A 15,979-nucleotide genomic window follows, 5' to 3' on the forward strand; every position below is an offset into this window, starting at 1 on the left:
AACCAAGAGGGTTTTGGCCGTGCAGGGCGCCGCTGATCCTAAGTCTGCGCTAATTCAGGCGATGGAGAAGGGGTATGATGGGCGCGTGGATAGCGTGCGGCGTCTCGGATAGGGATCGAGGATGCGGGTTCTGCTCATCGAAGATGACAAGATGATCGGCGCCGCTGTGCAACAGGCGCTCAGGGACGCGGCTTACGCCGTCGACTGGGTGATGGATGGCGAGACCGCGATCCAGGCCGTGGAGAACGAGGACTATGACGTGGCGTTGCTCGATCTCGGGCTGCCGGCGGCTGACGGCCGCGAGGTGCTGCGCCGTTTTCGTAGCCGCGGCCGCAGGCTCCCGGTGATCATCGTGACCGCGCGGGATGGCGTTGACGACCGCATCGACGGCCTCGATCTTGGTGCGGACGACTATCTGGTAAAGCCGTTCGAGATTCGCGAATTGCTGGCGCGCATGCGCGCGGTACTTCGCCGCGAAGGCAGCGGCTCACCGCCGATTCTCACCAACGGCGTGCTCCATCTCGACCCCACCACGCGCCAGGCCAGCTTCGCGGGCGAGACGTCGCTGCTGACCGCCCGCGAGTTCGCCCTATTGCAGGGGCTGTTGGCGCGGCCGGGCGCGATCATGTCCCGCAGCGAGCTGGAACGGCAGATCTACGGGTGGAACGAGGAAGTCGAGAGCAACGCGATCGAGTTTCTGATCCATACGATCCGGAAGAAACTTGGAGCCGCGGCCATCCGCAACGTACGTGGCGTCGGGTGGATGGTGGATGGTCCGCTGTGACAAGATCCCTGCGCGCGCGCCTTTTTGTCGGGTTAACTGCGGTCATCCTGCTGGCGGGCTGTCTGGGTGGCGTGCTGACCTACCTTTGGGCGTTCGACGAAGCGATCGAGATGCAGGACTCGACGCTGATACAGATCGGCAGCCTGTTGCAGAACGGCGACGTCAAGAGCGATGCGTCGCTTCATGGCATCGACGCGGACGCCGAGGTCGATGTCATCGAATTGGGCACGGTGCCGCATGGCCCTGCGGAGGAGCGTCAACTCTGGAGCCTGCAGGATGGCCTGCGCGCCGCGACGTTCAGGGGGCAACCGGTGCGGATATTGTTGCGGAGCCGCCCCGATGGAAGCCGCTTTGCCATCACCCAGCCGACCGACGTCAGGGATGATATCGCCGGCAACATGGCGTTTCGAACGCTGCTCCCGATCGCCGCCCTCATACCGTGCCTGCTGCTGGTTACGGCCCTGGTCGTCGCGGGCTCGCTGGGCCCGATGGTCCATCTGGCCGGCGATCTCGACTTGAGGCGTGCCGACGACATGACGCCGCTTCCGTTGGCCGGCATGCCGAACGAGCTCCATCCATTCATCGTATCGATCAACGGCCTATTGGAACGAATGAAGCTGATGATGGATCAGCAGCGGCGCTTTGTCGCCGATGCCGCGCATGAACTGCGAACGCCCATCACCGCGCTTGGCCTGCAAGCGGAAAACCTCGATACGGTGGAGCTTCCCGACCCAGCGCGCGAGCGTCTGGCCGCGCTCAGGCAGGGCATGCGACGTACCAACCACCTGCTGGAACAGTTGCTTGCACTGGCCCGCCACGAGACCGCGCCGTCCGGTGAAGCGGCCCTGGTGGAACTGGATCGCCTTGTGAAGGATTCGGTCGCCGATTTGCTGCCGGAAGCCGCGCGCAAGGAGATCGACGTTGGCTTCGAGATGATCGAGCCGATCGCGATCAGGGGCGAGCCGGTCATGGTTTCGACCATGATCCGCAACCTGCTCGACAATGCCGTGCGCTATACGCCGTGCGGCGGCCGCGTCGACATCGGGGTCTATCGGGACGCCGGTGCAGCGGTCGTGCAGGTCGAAGACACCGGACCAGGTATTCCGCCTGGCGAGATGGATCGAATATTCGAGCCGTTCTTCCGCGGCAGCCGGCCGATGGAGCATGGAACCGGACTCGGCCTGTCGATCGTCAAGCGCATCGTCGATCGACTAGGCGGCTCGATCGTGCTGGAGAATTTTTCCGGTCCGTCCGGAAACGGCCTTCGCGCCACCGTCCGCTTGCCGTTCGAATGACCTTGCCGTCGGGCCCTAGGTTGCGAACGCCTTTTCCGGTCTTGCGGATTCTTTCCACGCCAAGAGCAGGATGACGAACACGATACCCGTCACAGCCGTGCTCATCGGCAAGCCCAGCATGTTTCGGCCGGCCAGGGTGTCGCCGACCGCGGTCCCTGCAGCCCGGATCGCAACGACCGTCGCCCAATAGAACGGCAGCCAGCGAAGCGGCCCTCGCCAGCCGGCCCATAGCAGCACGAGCACGACAGGGGAGAGCAGGATCGCCGCCCCGGCATCGCCGAGGTGCAAATTGTGGGAGCAAAAATCCCCCATAACCGTTCCCAGCGTTCCCGCGATGAACATGGATATCCAATAGCCGAGGTCGGCCCGCAGCACGCTGTCGCTTTTGACTGAGCGGCGCCGCCAGACGAATTCCCAGCTTAGCCATACGGCGACAACGAGAAGGATGAGCAGCGCCGCCATCACCCACAGCCTCGGCAGTTTCATATCGCCGGCCGCGAAATCTGCAAAATTCGTGGCGGCTGTTCTCACGATGATGATGGCAATCCAGTAATAGCTCTGGTGCTGCATCCGGTCGAAGCGCTCGACGATCATCACGAGCGCCAGCGCGATCGCGAGAAACGGCAGGCCGGCCACATGGCCCAGGCCAAGGTTGCGCGCGCAGAGATCGCCCATATTGGCGCCGAATATACTGGCAAGGCACAGCGCGCTCCAGTAGCGCGCGTTCAGCATGGGCAGGTGCTTCGACTGCATCAGGATCGTCCTTTGCCTCAAACGGGATTGGGATGTGATTTATCAGGTGGGAGTCTGCGCGTCGCACGCGCGCCAGGTGGTAGGATCGCCGACGTATGGAACGCAGAACGTGAACGGAAATCGCGGAGCGCGAGTTCCCGTCGCACTTTGCTAATAGGTGAACAGAACCGATGCATACCACGCCCAACTTCCGGTCTGAGAGACGTTTTCCAGGCCGCGCGCGACATAGCCCAGCAGGTGGTAGTGGTCGTCGAGATCATATCGCGCGCCGATTCCCAGCGTAGTCGAAGGCGGAGCACCATTTCCATCCGATGTCTGATGAAACACCTCGACACCCAGCTGAAGGTCGTTGAAGACCTGACGGGTAACGGTGGCGCCGTAGAGGCAGAAATTTTTGGCAGCGTCGTGAAGCGAAAACTGGCAGCCGCCGCCGCCAAAGGCCGAGGTCGAGCCCCAGTCTTTCTGAAGCCAGATGGGTACGAGGATCGAGGCGTAGGGATCGCCCGTCTGCGATGGGCTCGGCAGGAAGACACGGGGGAATACGCTCACGTCCAACCCGAGTGTGTCCTGGTGAATGAGCTTGTATTTTGCCGCAAGCTCGACATTGCCCGGTCCGAAGGCGGAAGGGCCATCCGATGGAGCATCATAGCCAAACGGCACGACAGCGGTGAGTTGGAGGTCGGGAGCAGCGCCGTAGTTGAAATCGAGACCCGATGCGCTGCTCGATCCCGAACGGCCAAACGCCCCCTTGTCGAACGAGTAGATCTCGAAATGTCCGAAATCCGTGGGCTCCGGATCGTCCGATTGGTATGGCGGTCCCGCCACCGCCGGTCCAATTCCTGCCGCCAGGACCAGCATGCTCATCGCATGCGATAGCCATCCCGAGTGTGCCATGCGAATCCCTATTGAGCCAAGTCTTGTTCGACCTGACTTAGGGGATGCTTAGGAGGACGTTGGGACCACGCAATCGCGCTGCATCGATAGTCTGCTTTGCGCCCAGAATCAGACGTCGATGACCATCATGCGCTCTTAGGATAACGGGAATGTGCTCCAATTGCCGGTTAACCCGCATGTCGAAGAGGAGGTTTTAACGCGCTACGGCCTCGGTTAGTGTGCGCGCGATGAAAAAAGGGGAATAACATGAGCTTCTCGGGCATTTTCGCTCGGCTGGTCGCGTTGATCGGCGCCGCCGCGCTGTTTTGGCGCCGGTTGCAGGGCGTCGCGCCTGAGCCGGCCTGGGGCAGCGCGCCGGTGGTTCCAACGGCAAAGCCACAGGGCAGTATCCCGACGCTCAAGATGCCGACGGCGAAGGGGTGGAGCGGCGGGCAGAAGCCCGTGGCGGCGCCGGGGCTCAAGGTCAATGCGTTCGCGACCGGCCTGAAGCATCCCCGCTGGATCAACGTGCTGCCCAATGGCGACGTCCTCATTGCGGAATCGAACCAGGTCGCGGGTCCCGCCAGGAGCGTGTTCAGCTACGCGATGCAGGCGACGATGCGACGTGCCAGGGCGCTCGGCGACAGCGCCAACCGGATCACGCTGTTGCGCGACATCGACGGCGACGGCATCGCCGAACGGCGCGAAACTTTCATGGAGGGTTTGAGCCAGCCGTTCGGCATGGCGCTGCTCGGCGACACCTTTTATGTCGGCAACACTGACGGGGTGGTGGCCTTCCCGTATGTTGCGGGCGCCGACCGCATCACCGCTGCCGGGCGGAAAGTCATCAGCTTCAAGCCAAGTGGCCATTGGACGCGGAGCCTGCTGCCGAGCCCGGATGGCCGCAAACTCTATGCCGGGGTGGGCTCTCTCACCAATATCGCCGACGACGGCATGGAAGTGGAGCAGGGCCGGGCTGCCGTCTACGAGCTCGATCTGGCCGACGGCACGAGCCGCATCTTTGCCGGCGGCCTGCGCAACCCGGTGGGCCTGGCATGGGAGCCGCAGACCGGCGTGCTCTGGACGGTCGTCAACGAGCGCGACGGCCTCGGGGACGAGACACCTCCGGACTATCTGACCTCGGTCCGCGACGGCGGTTTTTATGGCTGGCCCTATTGCTATTGGGGGCAGACGGTGGACGATCGCGTGCCGCAGGATCCGGCCGCGGTCGCCAAGGCCATCACGCCGGACTACGCGCTGGGCGGGCACACCGCCTCGCTCGGCCTATGCTGGCTACCGGCCGGCACGTTGCCGGGCTTTCCCGACGGCATGGCCATCGGGCAGCACGGCTCCTGGAACCGCTCTACGCTGAGCGGCTACAAGGTCGTGTTCGTGCCGTTCGCAAACGGGCGCCCCGTTGGTCCCCCGCGGGATATTCTGTCGGGCTTCCTCGCACCGGACGAGCGGGAGTCCTACGGACGGCCGGTTGGGGTGACGCTCGGTCCCGACGGCTCGCTTCTGGTGGCCGACGATGTCGGCGATGTGATCTGGCGCGTCACGGGCGAGGGCTGAGCGACACTCTTACCAGAGCGTTTTCAAGCGAAGTGGAGACCGGTTCGCGTTAAGATAACGCGTCAAAGCAGGAATCTAAACACCCAGGCGATCGCGAATTCGGCCGTAGAGCACGACGCTCCTCACAGCCACCGGCCACAAGGCATGGAAGCGAATTGGCTTGATGGTCGTGATCGGCATGTCGAACTCGGCCGCATCCCCTTCGGTCAACCGTCGTGCCAGTTGCGCTCCCATCGCGGTCGCGAGCGCAACGCCGCGGCCGTTGCAGCCGAGATAGACCAGCGCTCCCGGTGCCGGCTCATGCACATGCGGATAATGATCGGCCGTCATCGCGAGGCGGCTGTTCCAGCCGTGAGTCCAGCGAATGCCCCGAAGCGCCGGCCATAGCCGGACGGCGTAGCGCATCAGATAGGCGACGGCGGATGGATCGCTTATCCACTGCATCGGACCGCGACCGCCCATCAGCAGGCGGTTCGACGAATCGATGCGATAATAAACCGTGATGTGCCCGCTTTCGTACAATACCGATCGCGTCGGCATGATCGCTCGCGCGACGTCGTCGGGCAGCGGCTCGGTTGCGGCGATGGAGCTGAACACCGGCACGATGGTGCGGCGCAGGCCCGGCCAGAGATCGTCCGTGAAGCCGTTGGTGGCGATCAGGATCTTGTCGGCCCGGATCACCGCGCGCGGGGTCTCGACGCGCCATCGTCCGGCTTCCCGTCGTAGCGACAGCGCCGGCGTCTGGCCGTGAACGGCCACGCCGGCGGCAATCGCCGCATGCGCCAGGCCGCGCGCATAGCTCAAAGGCTGTACATCGCCGCCACGCCGGTCCAGCATGGCGCGGGCGTATCGATCCGTACCCGTTGCCTGTCGGAGGGCGTCGCGGTCGAGCACGCTGACCGGCATGCCGCGCCGCAAGCATTGCTCCGCGGTGGCCTCGATGGCAGCCGCGTTGGTTTCGTGATAGGCGGCGCGCAGCGTGCCGTTCTGCCGCGCCTCGCAGGCGATCTGATGACGGCGGATCAGGTCGAGCGTGAAGGTCGGCGTATTCCAGGCAAACGCGATCATGCGCCGGCCGAGGTCGGCGCCGAACGTCGCCTCGACCGTGTCGGGATCGAGCTTGAGCCCCGGATTGAGCTGGCCGCCGTTGTTGCCGGAGGCGCCCCAGCCCGGCTCCTGCACTTCCAGAACGACCGCGTCGGTCCCGCGCTCGGCCAGATGCAGCGCGGTCGAAAGTCCGGCAAACCCGCCGCCAATGATCGCGACCGACACGGTCCTGTCGGAATCGAGCGCAGGTGTTGAGACAGGCGGGACTGCCGTGTCCGCATAAAGGCTCGGCGGCAACGCAAGCGGAGGGTGGGTTGGCATCAGGCGATCCGGCAAGTTCATGTCACAGGGGATGCAGCACGCGGCGGAGGAAATCCTGCGTCCGCGGGTGCTGCGGTTGATTGAGCACGGATTTCGCCGCGCCTTGTTCGACGATGACGCCGCCATCGATGAACAGCACCCGATCCGCCACGTCCCGGGCAAATGCCATCTCGTGCGTGACGACGACCATCGTCATGCCGTCATCGGCGAGGGCGCGCATGACGCCGAGCACGTCGCCGACGAGTTCGGGGTCGAGCGCGGAAGTCGGCTCGTCGAACAGGATCGCCTTCGGAGTCATCGCCAGCGCGCGGGCGATGGCGACACGCTGTTGCTGGCCACCCGAAAGCTCTGCCGGATAGGCCGTGGCCTTTTCGGCAAGGCCCACGCGCGCCAGCAAAGCGCGGCCGCGCTCGAACGCCTCGGTGCGCGGCTGCTTCTTCACGTAGATCGGTCCCTCGACGACGTTCTCGAGTGCCGTGCGGTGCGGAAACAGGTTGAAGCGCTGGAACACCATCGATACCTGGGTGCGGATCGCCACGATCGACGGCGCATTGTTCTCGACCCGGGCACCGTCCACCAGAATGGCGCCGGCATCATAGCTTTCGAGGCCGTTGATGCAGCGCAGGATGGTCGACTTGCCGGAGCCCGACGGGCCGATGATGCAGACGACCTCGCTTTTCTCGACTGACGCGGTAATGCCCTTGAGCACCTCGACCGGACCGAAGCTCTTGTGGACGTCGCGCAGTTCGATCATCGCCGGTTCGCTCTCTTTTCCAGATGCAGAACCAGCAGGATCAGCGGGATGCTCATGGTGAGATACATCAGCGCGACGAGCGTGAAGACATTGGTGTTCTTGAACGTCGAGGAGGCGATCAGCTTGCCCTGCATGGCGAGCTCGGCAACCGTGATGGTCGAAGCCTGCGAGGAATCCTTCAAAAGCATGATCATGATGTTGCCGTAGGGCGGCAGCACGATGCGCACCGCCTGCGGAAGCACGACGCGCCGCATGGTCAGCCACCAACCCATGCCGATGGTTTGCGCGGCCTCGATCTGTCCCTTGTCGATCGCTTCGATGCCGGCGCGGAAATTCTCCGCCTGATAGGCCGAATAGGCGATGCCGAGCCCGAGAATCGCCGCCTGCAGCGCGGTCATCGTGATTCCGAAGTCCGGCATCACGAAGTAGAAGTAGAACAGCAGCACGATGATCGGGATGCCGCGGATCACGTTGATCAGGCCGGCACTTGAGCCCTGCAGGACGCGCAGGCCGGAAACCCGCATCAACGCCCAGAGCAGCCCGAGAACGGTCGACAGCAGCAGCGAGCCGACGGTGACGACGATCGTCAGCCGGACGCCCTGCAGCAGGATCGGCATGAAGTCGGTGGCGTCACGCAGAAAGTTCTGCATCTGTCCGGATCACGCGTGCTCTTTGTGGGTTTGAATCACGATCGCGCCTCGTTGCTTCGGCTCGGCCCGATTTCGGTGGACGCCGATATCCGAGTTGCCGCGGGACAGGGGCGCCTAGGCCTTGAGCCCCCATTTGTCGAGAATCTTGTCCACCGTGCCGTTCGCCTTGAGCTTGGCGAGCGAAGCGTTGATCTTCGTGAGCAGGTCAGTATCGGACTTGCGGACTCCGATGGCGACGTTGCCGACCACGGTCGGCTTGTAGGAAGCAACCAGCCGCGCTTCCGGAAAGCCGCCCTGCTTGAGGTTGTAGGCGAGGATCGGATAGTCGGCGAAGCCGGCCTTGAGACGGCCGGTGTTCACGTCGCGCAGAATATCCGGGATGGTGTCGTACGCCTTGACCTCGCTGAACAATCCCGTCTTTTTCAGCGCGTCGACGAAGGCGGTGCCGACCTGGGCGCCGACGATCTCGCCTTTCAGATCCTCCAGCGTGGTATAGTCCTTCGTGTCGGTCTTCGGCACGACGAGACCCTCGCCATAGGTGTAGACGGGATCCGAAAAGTCGATCACCTCCTTGCGCGCCGCCGTGGCGAACATCGCCGCCGAGATGATGTCGATCTTGTTCGACGTCAGCGAGGCAATCAGCGCGGAGAACTGCATCGGCTCGATCTGGACCTGGAAGCCGGCATCCTTGCCGATTTCAGTGATGAGATCGACCATCACGCCCTGAATACTGTTGGTCTTGGTGTCGAGGAACGTGAAGGGAATGCCGGTCGGGGTCGAGCCCACCTTGAGCACCTGCTGCGCCGAGGCCGGTGCCGCGGCAACCAGCGCGAGCGCCGCGGCGGCGGCCTGAACGAGACGTTTGAAAAGCATCGTACCCCTATCGAGTTCGGGCACCGGCCGGCGCATTCAAGTCTGCAGCAACACCCCGTTGCAGGTTTCGCCGTCCTGGCCTATTTTCACAATCGTGAAATTATGGGCACAGTGCCCGCAGGCTTGCAAGAGATTTTCATGCAGATGAAGGAAAGCTCCCCGGCGTGAGCGGCGGCAAGCGAATGAGCAAGCGGGCGGCCAAGGCCGTGCCGACGATGGATGTCGCGGTCGGGCAACGGATCCGTGATTTGCGGCGAACCCGCGCCATGTCGCTCGAGACGGTCGCTGTCCGCGCCGATCTGTCGATCGGTTTTCTCAGCCAGGTCGAGCGCGGGCTGTCCTCGCCGTCGCTGCGGGTGCTGGCGACGCTCGCGGACGTGCTGGGCGTGGGCATCGCCGGATTGTTCGGCGCCAGGGAAGACGCCAGTGCCGTACCGGATGCCGTCGTCACCCGCGAGCGCCAGCGCCCCGAGCTGAACCTGTGGCGCACCGGCATCTCCAAGCAGCTGCTCAGTCCGGCCGGATCGGATGGCCGCCTCAATCTGTTCCTCGTCCATATCGAGCCCGGCGGAAGCACCGGCGACGAACTCTATACGCATGACGGCGAGGAAGCGGGCCTGGTGATCGAGGGCGAGATGAAGCTCACCGTCGATGCCGAAAGCTGGACCCTCACGTCCGGCGACAGCTTCCGCTTCGCCAGCCGCCGCCCGCACCGCTTCAGCAATCCGTCGCGCGACGCCAGGGCCGTCGTGCTCTGGGTGAACTGCATCTCGGCGGCGTCCTGAGCCGGCTGGCCCGCGAACTCAGACGACCCGCCGCGTGCCCCGCAACGAAGCTGTGTGCCGACGTGCGTCTAGCGCAATCTGACAGCCGAGCACGATCCGCGAGCATGCCGCGGATCAGCCGCCACCCCGTCTGGATGGATCGTCGTAGCTTGGGGTCTGGTCCTCGAGCACCGGCGGAAACCGCGGATCCACAGGCTGGCTGGGACGAGTGATGACATGTCGCGGTTTGGAGTGATGCACCCTTGCGGCGTTGGCGGAAGCACAGAGGGCGATCAAAACGCCCAAGGCCAAAACAGAACGCATCGCATTTGCTCCAGTCGGCGACCGCGTTTTCATCTGGTGCGCGGCTCGCACCGCCGCAATCCGTACCAGCTTCGAGAGATCGGTCGAATTGGACATGCCGTGGACCATCCAGGACACTTGCGGTCGGGTTCCGTACGCAGGCTGCTACCGCACCAACGATGGAGCCGGGCTTTCGAATAATCGTTGCTTCCCGGAACGCTCACCGGCGTACGGAGCGATCGCGCTGCGACGGTCTCTCGAGGAAATACACGTGCTGGCGACCATGATGGTCCCCATCCATCGGTTCGGCGGCATCGAAACTTTGCGGTACGAGGACGTCGAACTTTTGCTGCCGGGTGCTACGCGGGTTATCTGATAACCAGACCTGCCTTCGACGCCCGGCATTCCGGCACACGTCAGCTTATTTTCGATACGGGATCACGGTTACGCGATCAGGACGTGGAGGTTTCGATTTTCGGGCCGCATTGCTGGAAATGATTTAGGTTTCCGCGGGTGCTGACTCTCGCGTTTGAGGCGTTCGCACGATCGCGAATGGGAGCCTTTGCATGAAACCCCTCAGCCGGAGGCGGACGATCACGCTCGTATCCTCGTATCTCGCAACCGTACCTCTGCTCGGCGGTGCAAGCCGGGCACAGCCTGCATCCCCCACCGGGGCGGCCGTTTTCGAAATGGCGAGTTTCCTGGGCCCGGGCGTCGATGCCGATGCCGCCTTCGCCAAGGCGCTCGCGGCGATTTCCAAGGCGGCCGGCGATGCCGCCAAGGGCGGCGGGCCGGTCCATATCGTCTTCAATCTGGGCAAGAACGCCACCTACCGGATTAATCGCCCGCTCGCCTTCAAAGGGCTCCACGGCTTTGAACTCAACGGCAACGGCGCGCAATTGATCAACACCACGCGGGGATCGACGATGACGATCTCCGGTTCCAGCCATGTCACCGTTCGCGATCTCACCATCGACTATGACCCGCTGCCGTTCACGCAGGGAACCATCGCCGCGTTCGACAAACCCGCGCTCCAGATCACCGTCAAGGTCGACGCCGGCTATCCCGACGATCCCGCCTTCCTCGCCACCGTCACCGACGGTTTTTTCAAGGTCATGGACCGCCGCACCAAGGCGCTGAAACCGGGCGCGCGGGATTTCCTCACCCCCGCCAAGGTCGAACGGATTTCGCCGGGACTGATCAAGGTTCATTTGCGCTGGAGCGCGAACGACTGCTTCCCAAGCCAGCTGCCGGTTGCGGTCGGCGATACGGTCACGATCGCCAATGGCTCCGCCCATGCGATCGTCGTCGACGGCAGCATGGCTACAAGCTTCATCGACCTCAAACTGCTGGCTTCGCCCGGCATGGGGATCCTGGAAAACGGCGGCCCAGGCTCGATGTTGCTGCAGAAGGTGTCCGTCGTTCCCGGGCCGCGGCCGAAGGGTGCGGCGACGGACCGGCTGATCTCCACCAATTCGGACGGCTCGCACTTCATCACCGTCGAGCAGGGACCGACGATAGAGGACTGCAGCTTCGCCAACACCTCCGACGATGCCGTGAACGTGCACGGCTTTTATTATTACGTCGTCGAGAAGCCGGCGCCGCGGCGCTATTTGCTCACCCCCAAATGGGATATTGGCTTGGGCGCCGGAGACGAGATCGAAAGCTGCGATCACGCGACTTTCCGCTCGCTGGGTAGAACCAGGATCGAGCAGTTCAGCAAGCGCCACGCGCCCGAACTCAAGGGCAAGATTGCGCCGATCTGGAAGAACAAGAGCCCGACCACCCAGCCGGACCTGATCTACGACGTCGTTCTGCAGCAGGATCTTTCGCTCAAGGTCGGGGATTCCATCACCTCGCTGAGCCGGATCGGCGCCGGCATCGCGATCCGGCGCTGTACGTTTCACGCCTGCGGCCGTGTCCTCGTCAAGGCGCCGAACGCGGTCGTCGAAGACTGCCAATTCGCCTATTCCTCGGCGAATGCGCTGCAGGCCGGCAGCGACATCGGCTTCTGGTCGGAGTCAGGCTTTGCCGAGAACCTCGTGCTCCGAAACAATCGCTTTACCCACAGCATCACCGGAGCCAACGCGCTGACCGCCGGCAGCGGCGCGCTCGGCAGCATCTATATCGGCATGTCATTTCCCGAAGGCGCAAAGGGCTTTCAAAATAATATTCAGAACCGCAACGTGACGATCGAGGGCAACCACATCGACGACTCTTATATCTACGCGATTTTCGTCAGTAACGCCGACGGCGTCAAAATCATCGGCAATACCATTGGCCAGAGTTTCATTCGCGGCACCGCATACGACGCCGGCCAGCTCTATGGCATCAAGCCCAGCAGCGCGATCTATATAGGAAGGTCGAGGAACGTGGTGATCGACAACAACACGGCGGCACGGGGAAAGGTGGCGAAGACCGCGGTCGCCGTGGACACGACCTGCGACAAGGTTACGGTGCGTGTGGGGAATAACCGGCTGACGTGAGCGCTCAAATCTCGACGGTCAACAAGTGTCGGTCTCGGTGGAAACCTGCCCGGCCCAAGCACGCGGGCAAACCCACTCGCCCCCTATTTGGCTTTCCTTACAGGAAGCTTACAAAGGGCGCGACATTTGGGCACCGCCGGCTCGGCAATAGATATTTAACATTTCCCGCTATTCTCTTTCGGTGCCGTTCTCAGCGGCGCGCACGATCCTTACAGAGAGAAACCCCGCTGGCTGCCTCCGGCGGGGTTTTTCGTTCAGACGGCGAAATTGAAAGCACCTTCGCCACCGCATCGACCCGTTACACCAAGTGAAAAGCGTGCAGATCGACAGCCGGGTTATGGATTGACGAGATGTCTTCGTGCACCTCGAGGCTATGTCCTGCGGGGAGCGCGGCGGCAGAGAGGTGGGAGAACATATCTGCAAATGGAGCGCCTGGCCGACCGAAGGACAGGTCGTCGTGGTTACCGGTGCTGCCCCCGTTGCCGCCTGTTGCAAATACGAAACCGTCCTTGCCGACCTGGACCGAAGCGTCATTGCCTTGGTACGCCGTCGGGCCTGGATCAGCGACGAACTCGGCCCCGTGTGCGCTGCCGAACTTGAAGCCTGGCGCATTGGCCGCGGAGACGAGCGCCGTGAACTGACCGGTCAAGGGGTCGACCACGCGGAACGCGTTGCCGACCGAGGCGTAGTAGTCATTGCTGTTGAGGCCGGTGGCGTGGACCGCAAGCACGCGATTGTCCGCCGTGTCCGACAGATAGAATGTCCCCGCGCTGGCATCGACCTTGATGACATCGTCGAGCCCGGCGCCGGCCGGCACGCCCTGTATCTGCGTGAACGCGACCGATTGATGCGAGGTGCCGGCATCGTGCACATCGATGATGGTCTGGTCGGCGCCGCCGGAGAACAACAGGTCGCCGTTCGGCGCCAGCTTGAGCGAGTCCGGATCGGTCTGGGGAATGACCTCGATCTTGCCGGTTTCCAGATTGGTACCGGTATCTCCGAGCGCCAGAATCGGCTTGACCGTGAGCGGACCATGATCCGGGTCGTTGCCGCTGGTCAATTGCACCAGGGTCGGATCGCCGGGGTTTGCCGGATTGGTATAGCTCATGAACACCTTGCCATGCGTGAACACGACATCGTCATAGCCACTGGTCGAGGACGGAACGGCGTAGGACAAGGGCTTGCCGACCGTGTGATCTTCGGGATCGATGATGCTCAGCGTCGAATTGCCGTCCTGGTTCTGCAACGCCCAGATCTCGCCAGTGACCGGATCGAACTTCAGCCCATCGACATAACCGCTGATCTGATAGGTGTGGTCGATTTTGCCGGAATGATCATATTCAACGATGGTGCTGTGGCCCGACAAACCCGTGGAGTCGGCGCCGTTGGTATAGGCTACCCAGATGTCACCATTCGCCAGCGTGATGGAGTCCGGCGCCGAGCTGCCAGTGGGCGCTACAGCCAGTGTCGAAATATGATCGACTTCGGCAGTTTCGGAGTTGTGATCCGCGACGAATTCAGCACCGTGTGCGCTGCCGAACTTGAAGCCTGGCGCATTGGCCGCGGAGACGAGCGCCGTGAACTGACCGGTCAAGGGGTCGACCACGCCGAACGCGTCGCCGACCGAGGCGTAGTAGTCATTGCTGTTGAGGCCGGTGGCGTGGACCGCAAGCACGCGATTGTCAGCCGTGTCCGAAAGATAGAATGTCCCCGCGCTGGCATCGACCTTGATGACATCGTCGAGCCCGGCGCCGGCTGGCACACCCTGTATCTGCGTGAACGCGACCGATTGATGCGAGGTGCCGGCATCGTGCACATCGATGATGGTCTGGTCGGCGCCGCCGGAAAACAATAGATCGCCGTTCGGCGCCAGCTTGAGCGAGTCCGGATCGGTCTGGGGAATGACCTCGGTCTTGCCGGTTTCCAGATTGGTACCGGTATCTCCGAGCGCCAGAATCGGCTTGACCGTGAGCGGACCATGATCCGGGTCGTTGCCGCTAGTCAATTGCACCAGGGTCGGATCGCCGGGGTTCATCGGATTGGTATAGCTCATGAACACCTTGCCATGCGTGAACACGACATCGTCATAGCCGCTGGTCGAGGACGGAACGGCGTAGGACAAGGGCTTGCTTACCGTGTGATCTTCGGGATCGATGATGCTCAGCGTCGAATTGCCGTCCTGGTTCTGCAGCGCCCAGATTTCGCCGGTGACCGGATCGAACTTCAGGCCATCGACATAACCGCTGATCTGATAGGTGTGGTCGATTTTGCCGGAATGATCATATTCAACGATGGTGCTGTGGCCCGACAAACCCGTGGAGTCGGCGCCGTTGGTATAGGCTACCCAGATGTCGCCATTCGCCAGCGTGATGGAATCCGGCGCCGAGCTGCCAGCGGGCGCTACAGTCAATGTGGAAATATGATCGATTTGTGTCATGACAAAGCTCCTGCGTTAGGCGTGAGCGTGATGCGGTCGAGAGGCAATCACGCCGATGTAACGGCTATGCGACAGGTTGGATTTTGGTGATCCAAGGAACCTCGCGCCAGCGTCGATAAGAACGCCATTAATGTCCGGTTCGGGTCGATCGCGTCGATTTGAGCATGGACCAGCCACTTCCGGTCTCCCCCAATAACGGACATCATCAGACCGGCCCGGTTGGTTGCGATAAGTGGATTCCGTTGTGCCGCTTGCCCGAGGTCTGCTTTACCCCATAGCCGATATCGCCACTGGCGGACTCAACGGGCGTGGCACTCGACCCGACGGGCAAATCAGCGGCGCTGTTTGGCGATGGCCTGTCCAGTCCCTTTCAAAAAAATATTCTGATTTTCCGAAGATGCAAATCACCTTATAAATCCCGGCGTCCTGTCCTCTCGGAGAGGGGCGTTGGCCATCGTCACGAACGTTGGGGTGGGATGCGGTGGCCGCGTTGGCGCTTTTGACGAGCAGCGCAGATGCGGACGGCAAAATCGTGTGGTTCTGACGCCTCGACGCTGGTGTCAAGTTCGCGAAAACAAGTTTTCGCGGGCGACGGTGACAAAAAAGCCCGATCGCCGGGAAGAGCACGAAGTAAGCCGTAAAACCATTGCGCGGGGAATGCCGGGTGTTTTGCCGGTGTGACCTGACTAACGCGTGTGCGTTCTACCACTACCCCTGCACACGCGGCTATCGGGCGCATCGGACGCCCGGCATTCCCTGCGCCCTCTTTGGGCGGAAGTTCTTGCAAGACTCGGGCGCAACGCGCCGCGGGATCGCGAAAGTGTATTCAGCCGTCATTGCGAGGAGCGAAGCGACGAAGCAATCCATCGTTCAACAAGCAAGAAAGCTGGATTGCTTCGCGGAGCCTGTCATCGGGCGCGCATACGCGTGACCCGTTGGCTCGCAATAACGCCAGGAGCGCTGTACCGCTTCACGGAGCCTGCCATATGGCCCAACGGGCGACAAACGCCCCGGCTTTCCCGGGGGATGACGGGTATAAGTCGAGGCTGGCGCGCACGAATCATTGA

Annotated in this window: 14 protein-coding genes; 7 read left to right on the top strand and 7 right to left on the bottom strand. The window is 62.7% G+C overall.

Features of this window, described 5'->3' with window-relative positions; translation table 11 throughout:
* Nucleotides 1–121: 121 nt before the first annotated feature.
* Both B5525_RS29910 and B5525_RS29915 read left to right on the top strand, forming a co-directional pair.
* The gene (locus tag B5525_RS29910; protein WP_079569216.1) at nucleotides 122–784 is read left to right on the top strand and encodes a response regulator transcription factor; all 663 of its coding nucleotides are present in this window, start codon (nucleotides 122–124) and stop codon (nucleotides 782–784) included.
* A complete protein-coding gene (locus B5525_RS29915) occupies nucleotides 781–2,079 on the top strand; it encodes a sensor histidine kinase (RefSeq protein ID WP_244567635.1) in 1,299 nt (432 codons plus the stop codon). The genes B5525_RS29910 and B5525_RS29915 overlap by 4 nt, the downstream gene beginning before the upstream one ends.
* A 15-nt stretch (nucleotides 2,080–2,094) precedes the next feature.
* Here the strand turns inward: B5525_RS29915 and B5525_RS29920 are convergent, their stop codons facing one another.
* Nucleotides 2,095–2,832 (bottom strand): hypothetical protein, encoded by a 738-nt coding sequence (locus B5525_RS29920; RefSeq protein WP_079569218.1) that lies wholly within the window; start codon nucleotides 2,830–2,832, stop codon nucleotides 2,095–2,097.
* A 150-nt stretch (nucleotides 2,833–2,982) separates the two neighbouring features.
* The gene (locus tag B5525_RS29925; RefSeq protein WP_244567636.1) at nucleotides 2,983–3,696 is read right to left on the bottom strand and encodes a hypothetical protein; all 714 of its coding nucleotides are present in this window, start codon (nucleotides 3,694–3,696) and stop codon (nucleotides 2,983–2,985) included.
* Between the two features lie 276 nt (nucleotides 3,697–3,972).
* Between B5525_RS29925 and B5525_RS29930 the strand changes: the two genes are divergently transcribed.
* Complete coding sequence (locus B5525_RS29930) at nucleotides 3,973–5,277, top strand: PQQ-dependent sugar dehydrogenase (RefSeq protein WP_079569219.1); 1,305 nt, start codon at nucleotides 3,973–3,975, stop codon at nucleotides 5,275–5,277.
* Nucleotides 5,278–5,352: 75 nt separating this feature from the next.
* Here B5525_RS29930 and B5525_RS29935 read toward each other — a convergent pair whose 3' ends face one another.
* The 4 genes from B5525_RS29935 to B5525_RS29950 form a co-directional block, all read right to left on the bottom strand.
* Nucleotides 5,353–6,645: an NAD(P)/FAD-dependent oxidoreductase gene (locus B5525_RS29935; protein WP_079573973.1), complete on the bottom strand. Its 1,293-nt coding sequence runs from the start codon at nucleotides 6,643–6,645 to the stop codon at nucleotides 5,353–5,355.
* Between the two features lie 22 nt (nucleotides 6,646–6,667).
* Nucleotides 6,668–7,399 carry an amino acid ABC transporter ATP-binding protein gene (locus tag B5525_RS29940; protein WP_079569220.1) on the bottom strand — a complete coding sequence of 244 codons (732 nt, stop codon included), beginning with the start codon at nucleotides 7,397–7,399 and terminating at the stop codon, nucleotides 6,668–6,670.
* The gene (locus B5525_RS29945) at nucleotides 7,396–8,049 is read right to left on the bottom strand and encodes an amino acid ABC transporter permease (protein ID WP_079569221.1); all 654 of its coding nucleotides are present in this window, start codon (nucleotides 8,047–8,049) and stop codon (nucleotides 7,396–7,398) included. Before B5525_RS29945 ends, B5525_RS29940 begins: the two co-directional genes overlap by 4 nt.
* 114 nt (nucleotides 8,050–8,163) lie before the next feature.
* Nucleotides 8,164–8,922, bottom strand: a complete 759-nt coding sequence (locus tag B5525_RS29950; protein ID WP_079569222.1) for an ABC transporter substrate-binding protein — start codon at nucleotides 8,920–8,922, stop codon at nucleotides 8,164–8,166.
* 182 nt (nucleotides 8,923–9,104) lie between these two features.
* Between B5525_RS29950 and B5525_RS29955 the strand changes: the two genes are divergently transcribed.
* From B5525_RS29955 to B5525_RS29965, 3 genes are all read left to right on the top strand, one after another.
* Nucleotides 9,105–9,707, top strand: a complete 603-nt coding sequence (locus B5525_RS29955; RefSeq protein ID WP_154073514.1) for a cupin domain-containing protein — start codon at nucleotides 9,105–9,107, stop codon at nucleotides 9,705–9,707.
* A gap of 250 nt (nucleotides 9,708–9,957) precedes the next feature.
* Nucleotides 9,958–10,365 (top strand): hypothetical protein, encoded by a 408-nt coding sequence (locus B5525_RS29960; protein ID WP_079569223.1) that lies wholly within the window; start codon nucleotides 9,958–9,960, stop codon nucleotides 10,363–10,365.
* A gap of 190 nt (nucleotides 10,366–10,555) precedes the next feature.
* A complete protein-coding gene (locus B5525_RS29965; protein WP_079569224.1) occupies nucleotides 10,556–12,475 on the top strand; it encodes a right-handed parallel beta-helix repeat-containing protein in 1,920 nt (639 codons plus the stop codon).
* 298 nt (nucleotides 12,476–12,773) lie between these two features.
* Here the strand turns inward: B5525_RS29965 and B5525_RS29970 are convergent, their stop codons facing one another.
* Entirely contained in the window at nucleotides 12,774–14,912 is a 2,139-nt protein-coding gene (locus B5525_RS29970; protein ID WP_079569225.1) for a hypothetical protein, read from the bottom strand.
* A gap of 447 nt (nucleotides 14,913–15,359) precedes the next feature.
* On the opposite strand from B5525_RS29970, the gene B5525_RS44595 reads away from it, so the two are divergent.
* The gene (locus B5525_RS44595) at nucleotides 15,360–15,593 is read left to right on the top strand and encodes a hypothetical protein (RefSeq protein ID WP_154073515.1); all 234 of its coding nucleotides are present in this window, start codon (nucleotides 15,360–15,362) and stop codon (nucleotides 15,591–15,593) included.
* The last annotated feature ends 386 nt before the right edge of the window (nucleotides 15,594–15,979 follow it).

Origin of the sequence: Bradyrhizobium erythrophlei (assembly GCF_900129505.1) — a bacterium.
GTDB classification, from domain to species: domain Bacteria; phylum Pseudomonadota; class Alphaproteobacteria; order Rhizobiales; family Xanthobacteraceae; genus Bradyrhizobium; species Bradyrhizobium erythrophlei_D.

Excerpts from the sequence above, each read along its gene's own strand:
- B5525_RS29920 (WP_079569218.1), bottom strand. The coding sequence starts at position 2,832 with ATGCAGTCGAAGCACCTGCCCATGCTGAACGCGCGCTACTGGAGCGCG.
- B5525_RS29935 (WP_079573973.1), bottom strand. The coding sequence starts at position 6,645 with ATGCCAACCCACCCTCCGCTTGCGTTGCCGCCGAGCCTTTATGCGGAC.
- B5525_RS29925 (WP_244567636.1), bottom strand. The coding sequence starts at position 3,696 with ATGAGCATGCTGGTCCTGGCGGCAGGAATTGGACCGGCGGTGGCGGGA.
- B5525_RS29970 (WP_079569225.1), bottom strand. The coding sequence starts at position 14,912 with ATGACACAAATCGATCATATTTCCACATTGACTGTAGCGCCCGCTGGC.
- B5525_RS29955 (WP_154073514.1), top strand. The coding sequence starts at position 9,105 with ATGAGCAAGCGGGCGGCCAAGGCCGTGCCGACGATGGATGTCGCGGTC.
- B5525_RS29930 (WP_079569219.1), top strand. The coding sequence starts at position 3,973 with ATGAGCTTCTCGGGCATTTTCGCTCGGCTGGTCGCGTTGATCGGCGCC.
- B5525_RS29910 (WP_079569216.1), top strand. The coding sequence starts at position 122 with ATGCGGGTTCTGCTCATCGAAGATGACAAGATGATCGGCGCCGCTGTG.
- B5525_RS29945 (WP_079569221.1), bottom strand. The coding sequence starts at position 8,049 with ATGCAGAACTTTCTGCGTGACGCCACCGACTTCATGCCGATCCTGCTG.
- B5525_RS29965 (WP_079569224.1), top strand. The coding sequence starts at position 10,556 with ATGAAACCCCTCAGCCGGAGGCGGACGATCACGCTCGTATCCTCGTAT.
- B5525_RS29950 (WP_079569222.1), bottom strand. The coding sequence starts at position 8,922 with ATGCTTTTCAAACGTCTCGTTCAGGCCGCCGCCGCGGCGCTCGCGCTG.
- B5525_RS29940 (WP_079569220.1), bottom strand. The coding sequence starts at position 7,399 with ATGATCGAACTGCGCGACGTCCACAAGAGCTTCGGTCCGGTCGAGGTG.